Raw genomic sequence first — 12,188 nt, forward strand, 5'->3', positions numbered from 1 at the left:
GCCATGACGCGCCCACTCATTTTTGTTGCCACCCCCTGCTATGGCGGGCAGGTGCACCAGGCCTACATGCAGTCGGTCATCGGCCTGATGCAGCATGCCCGCAGCAGCTTTTTCGATGTCACCCTGGCGATGCTGGGCAATGACTCGCTGATCACGCGCAGCCGCAACACGCTGGTATCCGCCTTCCTCGATATGCCGCAGGCCACGCATCTGCTGTTCGTCGATGCCGATATCTCCTTCGATCCGAAGCAGGTCGAGCGCATGCTGCGGTTTGGCGAAGATGTCGTCGCCGGTGTCTATCCGCTCAAGGTGCTGGACTGGGAGCATGCGCGTGTCACCGGTCAGCGCCAATGGGGCGAGGAATCGGCGCTGCGCTATTGCGGCACGCCCTGCCAGGATGACGAGGCTGAGAGGCGTGAAGGCTTTGTCACGGGTATTCATGCGGGCACCGGTTTCATGCTGATTACCCGTCGGGCGATCCAGCGTGTTGTCGCAGCCCATCCGGAATTGCGCTACAGCCACATGCTGGTCCACCCACCAGTGCGCGGCAACCGGATCGATCATGCGATCTTCGATTGCATGATCGATCCCGATACCGGCACATATCTCAGCGAGGATTATGCCTTCTGCTGGCGCTGGCGTCGCACGGGCGGCAAGGTCTGGCTCGATACGGCCGGCCGGCTCACACATACGGGGGCCCATGACTTCCGTGGCAATCCGGCGCCACGCTATGCGGCGCAGCTGCAGCCATGACCGCGCATAGCGAAATCCGCCATCTGTTCGCCACGCCATTGGTGCAGATTGATCTGGGCGGGCAGGCGGCGCTGCTGGCGGGATTGCGTGCACTGATCCTGGAACATGCAGCGGTCGATCCTGGCGTGCGGCACAGCAATCGTGGCGGCTGGCAGTCGCGCGATGATTTCTTCAACTGGGCCGGTATTCCCGGTCAGGGTCTCTATGCCGTGATTGAGGAAGCCATTGGCAACATCACCATGGTTTGCGGTGCCAATGGCCTGGAACGCCAGCGTCTCGCCTGGAAGGTGAATGCCTGGGCAAATATCAACGGGCCTGGAAACGGCAACGACATGCATTGCCATCCCGGTGCCTACTGGTCTGGCTGTTTCTATGTCGATGATGGCGGTATCGCGGGCCGGGATGGCCGCGGTGGTGCCATCGAATTCTATGATCCGCGTGGCCCTCTGCCGATGGCCTACAATCCGTTGGTCAAGATGGCGATCAAGGGCTGCGTAACTGCGGGTCTGGGGGAGCGTGTATTCCCGCGAAGCGGGCAACTGCTGATTTTCCCCTCATGGCTGCTGCATGCAGTGCAGCCCTATGAAGGCGATGGCCGGCGGATCTCGGTGGCCTTCAATCTGTCGCTTTGACCATCTGCGGCAATGCGCCGCGCTGTGATGGCGATCACCTTGGTAAACAAGCATTAACTGCAGATCGCAACACTCCGTTACAAACTCGCGCTTTCGCAGCGCAGGATCGGCTGGCATCATGCGTGAACACGAAACATTGATTCCCCGAACACATATTCCGATGTCCCGCACGCCTCATATCCTGATTGTCGATGACGACCGCGAGATTCGTAACCTGCTGATGCGCTTCCTCACCGAGCACGGCTTTCGCGTCACGCCGGCCGCCGATGGCCGTGGCATGCAGTCGGCGCTCAAGAGCGGCCGCTTCGACCTGATCGTGCTTGACCTGATGCTGCCGGGCGAAGATGGCCTGCAGCTCTGCCGTCGGCTGCGGCAGGAGGTGCAGATTCCGATCCTGATGCTGACCGCGCTGTCGGGCGAGGCCGACCGCATTCTAGGCCTTGAGATCGGTGCCGACGACTACCTGACCAAGCCCTTCAGCCCACGCGAGCTGGTCGCCCGCATCAAGGCGATCCTGCGCCGTGCAGCAACGGCCACGGCCGAAGAGATCGACCGGCCGCAGGCCTATGCCTTCAGCGGCTGGACGCTGGAGATCGGCAAGCGCCATCTGCGCTCGCCCGATGGCACCCTGCTGCCGCTCACCTCGGGCGAATTCGATCTGCTGATCGCTTTCGCCGAACATCCTCAGCGCGTGCTCAGCCGCGACCAGCTGCTTGATCTGACCCGCGGCCGTTCCACCGTGCTGTTTGACCGCAGCATCGATGTTCAGGTCAGCCGCCTGCGTAAAAAGATCGAAGTCGACCCGAATATGCCGGAGCTGATCAAGACAGTGCGCAGCGGCGGGTATATCTTCACGCCAGAGGTAAAGGCACTGCAGGCGGCATAATGAAACTGATTGGACGGTCGCTGCGTAAATTCGGCAGCGATCGCATTGTATGGCGTATTGCGGGGACCATCATCCTGGCGATCCTGTGCACGCAGGTCGCCACCGTATTGCTGTTGCGCAGTACGCGCCCGCGCGAAATGCCACTCTACAGCATCGAGGCCCTGACAGCGGAGATGCGCCGCCATGCCGCCGGGGCGGCGGTTCGCGACGACGACATCCTGATGCCTGTGCTCGATATGCCGCCGCCGGCGCATGACGCCATCCGCCAGCCGTTTCCGTTCCGTGACGTGCAGCGGCGGTTGCAGCTTGCGTTGGCAGAGAGCGGCATCGAGCAGGTGACGGTGAGCGTCGATTGGCCGCGACCCGGCGGGCGACTACTGCTATGGCCTCTGCCGGTGCCGCGCATCGCGGTGGCGGTGGGGCCGGAGCAGGGCAGCGGCGACGGGGTGCGGTCGATGCCGCGGCTGATTTTCGGCGGCGGCCCCGAACTGGACGGGTTCAGGCCGCCACCACCCGGAGCGCCACACGGAGCACCACCCGGGCCGCCACCCGGATTCCCGCTTGGTCCGCCAACCGGCTGGCCGGTCCGTGCACCGCCGGGGCCGGACGAGCCGCCCCGCACGGGCTATTTCGACGAGGATTTTCTTGTCCCCGGGATATTTACCGTCTGGATCCGCCAGGCCAGCGCCGCCGGCGAGCCGGTCTGGACGGCCTATCGGCCCAAGGTGGCTTTCGAGCCGATCTCGCCGCTGGCCATCACACTGCTGTGGTTCACGCTGATCATGGGCATCATCGCCGGCCTGGCCTTCTGGTCGACCTGGCGCATGCTGCGGCCGTTCAAGCAGCTGGTGGCGGCGGCGCAAGGCTGGCGGGCGGAGCAGGAGCCGGTGAAGTTGCCCGAGAAAGGTCCGGTCGAATTCCGCGCCATCGCCACCGCCTTCAACGAGATGCAGGACAAGATCAACCGCTTCGTACGCGACCGCACCGAATTGGTGATCGCCCTGTCGCACGATCTGCGCACACCGCTGACCCGGCTGCAGCTGCGCGCCGAATATGTGGAAGACAGCGAACAGCGCCAACGCATGCTGGATGAACTGCATTTCATGGAAATGCTGACCGATCAGCTGTTGTCCTTCGCCTCGTTCAACCCGCGCAACGAGCCGATCGAGAAAGTGGATTTCGCCGTCCTGCTGGTCACGCTCTGCGACGACCGCTCCGATGCCGGGGCGGTGATCGAATATTCCGGCCCGCCGCATCTGGCCTTGAGCTGCCGGCCGACCGCGATGCTGCGGGCGATCATGAACCTGATCGACAATGCAATCAAATACAGCGACTTCGCCTATGTATCGCTGATTCCTGAAATCAACGGGGTGCGCATTTTCATCCGCGACAGTGGGCCAGGCATCCCGGAAGACGAGATTGAAAAGGTGTTCCAGCCCTTCTACCGTGTCGATGCCTCGCGCAGTCGTGAAACCGGTGGCCTCGGCATGGGATTGAGCGTCGCCCGCGCCATCATCCTGGAGCATCGCGGCACCATCCACCTGCGCAACCGCCAGCCGCATGGCCTAGAGGTCGAGGTGTTTCTGCCCTTCGGCCTGAGCTGACATCAGCCCTTCATCCCCACCACCGTGGTCATCATCTCGTTGGCGGCCTGGATCACCTGCGAATTCATTGAATAGGCCTGCTGGGCCATGATCAGCTTGGTCATCTGGTCGGCGGTATCCACGGTGGAGGATTCCAGCGCGCCGCCAACGATGGTGCCGATGCCGGCCCGGTTCGTGCCGGCCATCGGATTGCCGTAGACGGCCGCGCCTGACTCCGCCGTGGCGACATAGGCGGTGCCATCGATACGGTCCAGGCTGTCGGGCTCGCGGAAATTGGCCAGCAGCACCTGGCCCTGGGTGCCGGTGCTGCCATCGTCGTAATTCACCGTGATGACGCCGCCATCGGCGATGCTGACACTGCTGAAACCGCCGCCGGCGGCATTGTCGCTGGTATCGATGGTCAGGATCGACGGCGTGGTGCCGGTGCCGCTGGCCGAACCCATCAGGTAATAGCCGGCCGAATTGACCAGGCGGCCGCTGCTGTCGAGATGGAAATCGCCCTGGCGGGTGTAGTAGGGCGTGCTTTCAAAGCCGGTCGGCTCGCCGGTTTCCGGGTCCACGGCGGTAGCCTTCGCCACCACGAAGAAGCCGTTGCCGCTGATCGCCGCCGCTGTGGTGCTGTCGTCATCGACGATCTGGCCCTGGCCGCGATTGGCGAAGTCGGCCGCGGCCACCACACCCATCTGTCGGGTGCTGCCCAGCACCGGGCTGCTGGTGGCCTGCATGCCCTGCAGCACATCAAGGAACTGCGTCTCCACCGCCTTGTAGCCGGTGGTGGTGGCATTGGCGACATTGTCTGAGATGTTGCTGATCGCCATCGACTGCGCAGTGATCGCCTGCACCGCCACATTCATCACGCCGTTGATTGTCATTGCTGCACCTTGTGCTGGATCGAATTGTCCTGACCATCACAGAGAGCAAGGCGCGTGCCGTTGCATGCTGTCGCCCGACTGAAGCCGCCTTGGTGAAGACCGACACACACCGCAACATTGCGACGCGGCGCGCCGTCTGTTGCGAAGGCTGTGGGGCAGGATGCCGACGCACTGCTAAGTGCTTCTCGGTGCTCGATAAATGTTCCTGAAATATTCTTTCAGAATGGCCTTAACCGGGATTAAGCCTTCCGCCACATTGTTAACTTTTGTTACCGGAAACGAGCCATACACATTGTACGGATTATCGTTAAATACGCATAAACTATGCATATTTTACCCAGCCCGGCAAAATTTGCCGATGTGAACGGACAGGCAAGCGTTAACCCGCATTCATCCTTTGGCAAGAAATCCAGCACTGCCAAGGGCATAGGATCAGAGTCATAAAACGGCACGCTCCTTGCTCTGAGGATCGGCGACACCGCCATCCAGCCAAGGAGCCAAGCCATGTCGATTACCGGTGCAATGCAGACCGCGATCTCGGGAATGAACGGGCAGTCCACCGCGATCGGCTACATCTCTGACAACGTCGCGAATGCCAGCACCATCGGTTACAAGAAGGTGGAATCGCGCTTCCAGACGCTGATCACGCAGTCGAGCGCGCAGTCAAACACGCATTCATCCGGCGGTGTGCTGAACCAGCCCTTCTTCGCCAACAATGCACAGGGTTCGATCACCCAGGTCTCGTCCACCACCTCGATCGCGATTTCCGGCAATGGTTTCATCCCGGTGTCGAAAGCCACCGGTGTCGATTCCACCACCGGCCTGCCGACCTTTGAGACCACCAGCTATTACACCCGCGTCGGCGACTTCACGCAGAACTCGCAGGGTTTCCTGGTCAATTCGTCGGGTTACTATCTGCAGGGCTGGTCGGTCGATCCGGTCACCGGCGTGGTCGATACCTCCAGCACCACGGAAGTGCAGGTCTCCAACCTGCTGGATGCGCCGGTGGCGACCAGCACGGTGGATTACGCCGCCAACCTGCCGTCGAATGTGGAGAATGCCAGCGGCGGCCTGCCGGCAACGCTGCCGGTCAGCTCGATCCAGATTTTCGATGCGCTGGGCAATGCCCGCACGCTCAATCTCACCTGGACCCGGATCGGCACCGATACCTGGACTCTAGCGGTCGAGGCGCCGGACAGCACGCCGTCCAATTTCGGTCCGGCCACAGTGCATTTTGGTGCTTCGCTCGGCGGCGTCGGCGCTGACATCTCCGCCGGTGCGCTGTCGTCGCTGGAGTCGGCGGGCGGCATGACGGCCAGCGCGGCCGGTGCGGTCGATGACAACGCTGCGTTCAATTTCTCGCTCAATTTCGGGTCGGGGTCGCAGGATATCAGCCTCGACCTCGGCTCCTATGGCAACACCATCGGCACCACGCAGTTTGCCGGCGATACCCTGACGCTGAACGACTTCAGCCAGAATGGTGTGCCGCAGGGCACCTTCAAGAGCCTCGCGATCGACGAGCAGGGCTTTGTCTCGGTCACCTTCGACAATGGCAATGTGAAGACCTTCTACCAGATCCCGCTGGCCCGCTTCAGTGACCCCACCGAACTGGACCGCGTCAACGGCAATGCCTTCGTGGCGACGCCGCAATCGGGTGCCGCGATCCTGGCCCAGGCCGGGTCCAGCGGGGTGGGCGACTTCGTTTCGGCCGCCATCGAGGGATCGAATGTCGATATTGCCGATGAATTCTCCAAGCTGATCGTCGCGCAGCGGGCCTATTCGGCGAATGCGCGCATCATCACGGCGACCGACGAACTGCTGCAGGAAACCATCAACATCCGGCGCTAGGCGCCGGATGATCTGAGGAGGCGACAACATGTCCCTGACAGCGGCACTCAACACGGCGGTCACTGGCCTGGCCACCATCCAGACCCAGACCAGCGTGGTCTCGGCCAATATCGCCAATGCGCAGAACGCCAATTACACGCGCAAGACCGTCCAGCTGACCACGCCGACGGCCGGCGGCGAACCGCAGGCGGCACTGGTGGCCGCGGTGGTGCGGGCGGCGTCGCCCGAACTGCTGCAGGATTATTATGCAGCGACGGCGGACTACAACCAGCTCAGCACCGCCGCCGACCGGTCCCGCGCGCTGGCCGAGGCGCTGGGTGCCGATGACACCAGCGGCGGGCAGACCACGCTGGAATCGATGATGACCAACTTCGAGGAGGCGGTCAAAAGCCTGGAGGCGACGCCCGAAGACGCATCGCTCAAGGCTTTGGTGGTGCAGCGCGGCGAGGAGCTGTCGGCCGAGATCCGCCGCCTGGCCGGCCTGCGCAGCAGCCTGCAGACCCAGGCCTATGACGATATCAGCACCGGTCTGGATACGCTGAACGAGGCGAGCAAGAATATCGCCAAGCTCAATGCCCAGATCGTCAGCCAGAAGGCAGCCGGTTATCCGACCGGCGATCTGGAAGACCTGCGCGATGCCGAGGTTACAAAAATGGCCGGCCTGGTCGGCGTGCGCACGGTGACCAGCGATACCGGTGTGATGACGGTCTATACCGAGGCCGGCACCCAGCTGGCCGGCAGCACGGCGCAAAGCTTCAGCTACAATGCCACCACCAACACGATCAGCAACGGCACCGGCAACGATGTGACGGCCGGTTTCCGCAGCGGTTCGCTGCGTGCCAATCTGGATTATCTCGATACCAGTGCTGCCGCGCAGGCCAGTTCCGACGGCAATGTCGGCACGCTGGAGAAATTCTTCAACCAGCTCGACTCGCTGGCGCAGAATATCGCCGATGTGGTGAACACAGCCTACGGCTCCAATATCTTCAATTACACCGCTGGCGATGCCGCCGGCACGCTGGAAGTCGATGGCTCATTCGTGGCCGATCCCACGACGCTCGACGCGAGCCTGATGGGCGATATCCAGCAGGCGATGCGTAACACCACGCTGACGGCGGCGCAGGTCAATCCGGCCGGCGCGCCGAACGGCCTCAGCATTGCCAACGTCAATATCTTCGGTCTGGCCAGCGGCGTCATGGCCTACAACGCCAAGCAGACCAGCGAGAACGAAGCCAATCGCGACACCGCTGAAAGCCTGCAGGCCACCATCGAGCAGAAATTCCGCAACCTCACCGGCGTCAATGTCGATGACGAGCTGGCGCAGCTCACCACGCTGCAGAACAACTATGCGGCGCTGGCGCAAATCATGAATGCCATCAAAGAGATGTTCGACCAAGTTATCGCAATCGGGAGCTGAACCATGGTAGCCATCACCGCAACGACCCAGCTGGCCAGCCAGATGGCGATGAGCCGCAATATCAGCCTGCTGACCACCATGCTGAACCAGCAGAACCAGCAGCTTGCCACCGGCCTCAAACTCGATGGCCTTATCGGTGTATCGGGCCAGGCGCAGGAACTGGGCCAGCTCAAATCCAAGCTTGGCACGGTCGAGACCTATAACAGCGGGGTGCAGACCGCGATCAATCGCACCGACCTCTATGCGCTGTCGATCGAAAAGATCATCGATCTGGCCACCGACGCCCAGAGCATGATGATCGAGAATCGCGACACTGCTTTTGCGTCCACTTCGGCGCCTGCGGTGCAGGCCAGCACGCTGCTCGACCAGATCGGCAGCATCCTGCAGACCAAGGATGGTGACCGCTACCTGTTTTCGGCCAGCAATTACAACACCAACCCTTTGAATGGCTCCCTGTCGGCGCTGCCGACCACCTATGCCGCTGGTGCCGTGCCGGGTGTCACCGCCGGCTATGACGATCCACTGCAGGTGATCACCAGTGCCATTCCGGCGCCGCAGCCGCCCTATCTCAACACCGCCGCCACCACCGATGTGCAGAATTTCTACGATATCAACGAGGTCGGCCTCTATGTCGATGACAAGGAGCGGGTGTCCTATGGTGTCTCGGCGGTCGAACCGGGCTTCCAGCGCCTGATCGATGCCGTGGTGCGCTTCCGCGATGCCACCCAGGATATCAGCACCGACAGTGTCAACTACCAGACCCGGGTGGACGATGCGGTCAAGCAGCTCAACACGGCGATCTCGGAGCTGAAGTCCACCGCCTCGCGCAACGGCTACAAGCAGCAGCAGCTGGCCGAGGTGCAGGAACGCCATCTGCGCGCCAAGGATCTGCTGACCATCCGGATCGGCAATATCCAGAATGCGGATACCGCGGAAGTTTCCACCAGCATCGCCAACCTGCAGACCGCGCTGGAGGCTTCCTATCTGGTGACCAGCAAGACGCTGGCCTTGTCACTGGTCAATTATCTATGATGGACCGCCGGTCTGCTTAGCCCGGCTTTTTGCCGGGCCAGGAGACCATGAAGCCTGTCGTGATATCGGCCATTCTGCTGGCGCTACTCGGAGGCTGTGGCTTCGGGCCGGAACGGCCGGCCGGGGCACAGTTGATTTCCAGTCCGAATGGCGAGCCGCTGGGCGCGGTGAATGACACCGCGCGCTGCGAATCACTGCTGGAGGGCTGGTTCGCCGCGGTTGATACCAGTCGCGACGGGCTACTGTCCCAGGCCGAGCTGGAGGCCGATGCGCTGCGCTGGTTCCTGCGCGCCGATACCGATGGCGACGGCTTTGTCACGGTCACCGAGCTGACGGCGCTGCGCCGGCCATTGGAGCCGCCGCCGACCCCGCGCATGGTGAGTCGCGGGCCGGCCTCGCCATTCCGCGACGACAGCAACCTGATCGTGCATCGCGAGCTGGATCTGGTGATGGCCGCCGATGTCAATCTCGACTGGCGCGTCTCGCGTGAAGAGTTTATGGCGGCGACGGCGCGCCGCTATGCGACGGCGACCCGGCGCGGGCCCTATAACCGATCGGTCGCCACGGCCGACTGCGAAAAGCGCAGATTCCGCTAGGCGAACAGGTTGAGCAGGTAGCTGTCGCCACTGCCGCTGCTGGTACTCGCGCTGTCCTTGATGCTCAGATAGCGCAGCACCATCTTCTCGATGGCATCGGGATCGTTCTTCAGTTCGGTGACATCGACCTTCTTTTCCACCGTGGCGATCTGCGCCTCGGTTTCCTGATAGGCCATTTCGTCGGGGATATAGTTCGCCTTGGTGATCACCTCGCGCAGCACGGAATCGCCCAGCAGCTGCACCGTGGTGCTGACATCTTCCAGCCGACGCTTGAATTCGATGGCAACGCGCACGCCGGGCGCCTGCTCGTCCAGATTCTTCTCGTAGGCGGTCTGCTGGTATTTCTCAGTGATGCTCTCGATAGTCGATGCGCTGGTCAGGGTGGTGACACCGGAGGCGAACAAGTCCAGGTCGGCGGCCAGGTTCTGGTAGCGCGGGTCGGTGAAGCGGTTGGCCAGCGAGTTGCTGTCAGTCAGGTCGCTTTCCAGGATCTTGCGGATCTTGCCCGGATACTGCGCCTCGCTCTCCATGTCATAGGCCTTGAGGATGAAGTTCAGCAGGCGCTGGTCGGCAAACAGGTCGTCTGTCGAGGTGACATTGCCGATATTTTCCTCGAAATAGGCGATGTCCTTCTGGATGTCGGTGCGCTGGGTGAAGCGGTCGAAATCATCGCCGGCATAGGCATAGGGCTCATCGGCCTCGGTCGGCGCGGTTTCTTCGGTCAGCAGTGTCTTGGTGCGGGCCTGACTGTAGGCCGTGGCATCGTTGGCCTTCAGGTTGGTGCCGTAGATCAGGGCGCCATCGCTGTCGAGCAGGGCCTGGCCGGCGCTGTCGACGGCCAGGCCGCGCAGCTTCGCCAGCCCGGCGGGCAGGGCGGTTTCCACCGTATCGTCGTTGACGATATTGCCGTCGGCATCCAGGCCGACCGTATTGCCATCGGTATCGGTCAGCGTGCCGGTGGCGCCAAAGCCGTATTTCTGCGCCAGCTCCAGATCCTTCAAGGTGCCCTGACGCGCCACCGAACTAGCATCGCTCGGGTCGCTGGTCAGGATGTCGCGCAGCTTTTGCTTGTTGCTGAGATACAGGTCTTCATAGCCATTGGCATAGGCAATGACCTTGAGGAAACGGTCGTCGTTCATCAGCTCGTCCACCGTGGTGGCGCTGGAGACGCGGTTCTGGAAATAGCTGACATCGGTGGAGATCTGCGCATTCATCTGCTTGTACTGGGCATTGCGCGCCTTGATCACCGCATTGTTCATCTCGCGGATCTGCGTCTGAACCTTCTCGGCCTCGGCGGCTTCGCTGGTCGCGCTTTCGTTTTCCTCTGCCGTCTTCTGTAGCTTCTTGTACATGGCCAGTGCCGACATCGACGCCGTGCTGCTGGTGCTGCTGGTGCCGTACAGAACGCTGAGATCGATGGTCATGGCAGAGTCTCGCGGATTTTTCTGATCCGCGGATTTTACCGGCTCGGTGACGCCGGCAGCCGGTTTCTGCACCGCTGACATGAAACGTAACAACGTTTCCGGCCCGGGATTCGGATTGGTTAAGCCGACATAAATTTTCCTATCACCTTGTAACGGCAGGTTTCTTCCGCCGTTTCGCGATTGTTGGCGCAGCAGCCGATTTCTAGGGTGGCGCGGCTGAAAGGTCGCCATGACGGCGGCTTCGATCCTAGAAAGGGACTGTTCATTATGACGAATTCAGTCAACACCAATATCGGCGCGCTGGTTGCCCTGTCCTCGCTGCGCGGGGTCAATTCCGAACTCGACACCACCTCCAAGCGGGTACAGACCGGCTACAAGGTCGCCGATGCCTCCGACGATGCGGCGGTCTTCGCCGTTGCCCAGGGCATTCGCGGCAATATCAAGGCCTATGCTTCGGTGCAGTCTTCTTTGGCCGCCGGCGAGGGGCTTGGCCAGGTGACGGCATCGGCACTGACCGGCATTTCCGACCTGATCGGCGACATCAAGGCGAAATTCGCCAACCTGGCCGATGGTTCGCTCACCTCCGATCAGCGCACAGTCTATCAGAATGACGTCAACCAGCTGGTCAGCCAGATTCAGAACTACATTGGCCAGGCCTCTTACAACGGCAAGAACCTTCTGACCGCCGATACCTCGGTCACTTTTGTCGCCGATGTGTCGGGCACCACGCTCACCCTGCAGACCGGGTCTTCGCTGTCGGCGGCGGCGGCCAGCTTCTCCAGCATGTTCACGGCCGGCTATACCGCGGCGTCGAATTACAGCTCGGCCATGGCCGATCTCGGCACGCTGGAAACCCTGGTCAACTCGATCTCGGCGCAGGTCGCGGCGCAGTCGCGCTCCATCACCCTGCAGAAGGATTTCGTCGACGACCTGGTCGATGCCACCAAGACCGGCCTCGGCGCGCTGGTCGATGCCGATGTGGCGGCGGAGAGCGCCACGCTGCAGTCGCTGCAGGTGCGCCAGCAGCTAGCGATCCAGGCGCTGTCGATTGCCAACCAGCAGCCGAACACGCTGCTCAGCCTGTTCCGCTAACGCCTGTCCCGGATATGGAAAGGGGGCCTTCT

11 protein-coding genes are annotated in these 12,188 nt (G+C 62.1%); 9 read left to right on the forward strand and 2 right to left on the reverse strand.

Annotation, left to right across the window (positions count from 1 at the left end; all coding sequences use genetic code 11):
* Positions 1-3: 3 nt before the first annotated feature.
* The 4 genes from AAG821_RS14810 (at position 4) to AAG821_RS14825 (ending at position 3,875) form a co-directional block, all read left to right on the forward strand.
* Positions 4-753, forward strand: coding sequence for a hypothetical protein (locus AAG821_RS14810; protein ID WP_341910849.1), 750 nt, complete (start codon positions 4-6; stop codon positions 751-753).
* Positions 750-1,385 (forward strand): TIGR02466 family protein, encoded by a 636-nt coding sequence (locus AAG821_RS14815; protein ID WP_341910848.1) that lies wholly within the window; start codon positions 750-752, stop codon positions 1,383-1,385. Before AAG821_RS14810 ends, AAG821_RS14815 begins: the two co-directional genes overlap by 4 nt.
* 160 nt (positions 1,386-1,545) lie before the next feature.
* Positions 1,546-2,271, forward strand: coding sequence for a response regulator (locus AAG821_RS14820; protein ID WP_341910847.1), 726 nt, complete (start codon positions 1,546-1,548; stop codon positions 2,269-2,271).
* Positions 2,271-3,875: a HAMP domain-containing sensor histidine kinase gene (locus AAG821_RS14825; protein WP_341910845.1), complete on the forward strand. Its 1,605-nt coding sequence runs from the start codon at positions 2,271-2,273 to the stop codon at positions 3,873-3,875. The genes AAG821_RS14820 and AAG821_RS14825 overlap by 1 nt, the downstream gene beginning before the upstream one ends.
* Before the next feature lie 2 nt (positions 3,876-3,877).
* Here the strand turns inward: AAG821_RS14825 and AAG821_RS14830 are convergent, their stop codons facing one another.
* Positions 3,878-4,747, reverse strand: a complete 870-nt coding sequence (locus AAG821_RS14830) for a flagellar hook basal-body protein (RefSeq protein WP_341910841.1) — start codon at positions 4,745-4,747, stop codon at positions 3,878-3,880.
* Positions 4,748-5,251: 504 nt separating this feature from the next.
* On the opposite strand from AAG821_RS14830, the gene AAG821_RS14835 reads away from it, so the two are divergent.
* From AAG821_RS14835 to AAG821_RS14850, 4 genes are read left to right on the forward strand one after another with little or no spacing between them, the layout of a single operon-like run.
* Entirely contained in the window at positions 5,252-6,595 is a 1,344-nt protein-coding gene (locus AAG821_RS14835; protein ID WP_341910840.1) for a flagellar hook protein FlgE, read from the forward strand.
* Between the two features lie 28 nt (positions 6,596-6,623).
* Positions 6,624-8,012 (forward strand): flagellar hook-associated protein FlgK, encoded by a 1,389-nt coding sequence (gene flgK / locus AAG821_RS14840; RefSeq protein ID WP_341910838.1) that lies wholly within the window; start codon positions 6,624-6,626, stop codon positions 8,010-8,012.
* 3 nt (positions 8,013-8,015) lie between these two features.
* Positions 8,016-9,044: a flagellin gene (locus tag AAG821_RS14845; protein WP_341910837.1), complete on the forward strand. Its 1,029-nt coding sequence runs from the start codon at positions 8,016-8,018 to the stop codon at positions 9,042-9,044.
* A gap of 47 nt (positions 9,045-9,091) precedes the next feature.
* On the forward strand, positions 9,092-9,640 hold the full coding sequence (locus tag AAG821_RS14850) for an EF-hand domain-containing protein (protein ID WP_341910835.1): 549 nt from the start codon (positions 9,092-9,094) through the stop codon (positions 9,638-9,640).
* On the opposite strand, the gene AAG821_RS14855 is transcribed toward AAG821_RS14850, so the two are convergent.
* On the reverse strand, positions 9,637-11,064 hold the full coding sequence (locus AAG821_RS14855) for a DUF1217 domain-containing protein (RefSeq protein WP_341910833.1): 1,428 nt from the start codon (positions 11,062-11,064) through the stop codon (positions 9,637-9,639). The two genes, AAG821_RS14850 and AAG821_RS14855, sit on opposite strands and share 4 nt — an antisense overlap.
* Before the next feature lie 267 nt (positions 11,065-11,331).
* Between AAG821_RS14855 and AAG821_RS14860 the strand changes: the two genes are divergently transcribed.
* Positions 11,332-12,156, forward strand: a complete 825-nt coding sequence (locus AAG821_RS14860; RefSeq protein ID WP_341910832.1) for a flagellin — start codon at positions 11,332-11,334, stop codon at positions 12,154-12,156.
* Positions 12,157-12,188: the final 32 nt, after the last annotated feature.

The organism is Ferrovibrio terrae (assembly GCF_943372915.1).
Taxonomy (GTDB): domain Bacteria; phylum Pseudomonadota; class Alphaproteobacteria; order Ferrovibrionales; family Ferrovibrionaceae; genus Ferrovibrio; species Ferrovibrio terrae_A.

Bases quoted from the DNA above. Each gene is read 5' to 3' on its own strand.
- AAG821_RS14830 (WP_341910841.1), bottom strand. From the start codon at position 4,747: ATGACAATCAACGGCGTGATGAATGTGGCGGTGCAGGCGATCACTGCG.
- AAG821_RS14845 (WP_341910837.1), top strand. From the start codon at position 8,016: ATGGTAGCCATCACCGCAACGACCCAGCTGGCCAGCCAGATGGCGATG.
- AAG821_RS14860 (WP_341910832.1), top strand. From the start codon at position 11,332: ATGACGAATTCAGTCAACACCAATATCGGCGCGCTGGTTGCCCTGTCC.
- AAG821_RS14855 (WP_341910833.1), bottom strand. From the start codon at position 11,064: ATGACCATCGATCTCAGCGTTCTGTACGGCACCAGCAGCACCAGCAGC.
- AAG821_RS14820 (WP_341910847.1), top strand. From the start codon at position 1,546: ATGTCCCGCACGCCTCATATCCTGATTGTCGATGACGACCGCGAGATT.
- AAG821_RS14815 (WP_341910848.1), top strand. From the start codon at position 750: ATGACCGCGCATAGCGAAATCCGCCATCTGTTCGCCACGCCATTGGTG.
- AAG821_RS14825 (WP_341910845.1), top strand. From the start codon at position 2,271: ATGAAACTGATTGGACGGTCGCTGCGTAAATTCGGCAGCGATCGCATT.
- AAG821_RS14850 (WP_341910835.1), top strand. From the start codon at position 9,092: ATGAAGCCTGTCGTGATATCGGCCATTCTGCTGGCGCTACTCGGAGGC.
- flgK (WP_341910838.1), top strand. From the start codon at position 6,624: ATGTCCCTGACAGCGGCACTCAACACGGCGGTCACTGGCCTGGCCACC.
- AAG821_RS14835 (WP_341910840.1), top strand. From the start codon at position 5,252: ATGTCGATTACCGGTGCAATGCAGACCGCGATCTCGGGAATGAACGGG.
- AAG821_RS14810 (WP_341910849.1), top strand. From the start codon at position 4: ATGACGCGCCCACTCATTTTTGTTGCCACCCCCTGCTATGGCGGGCAG.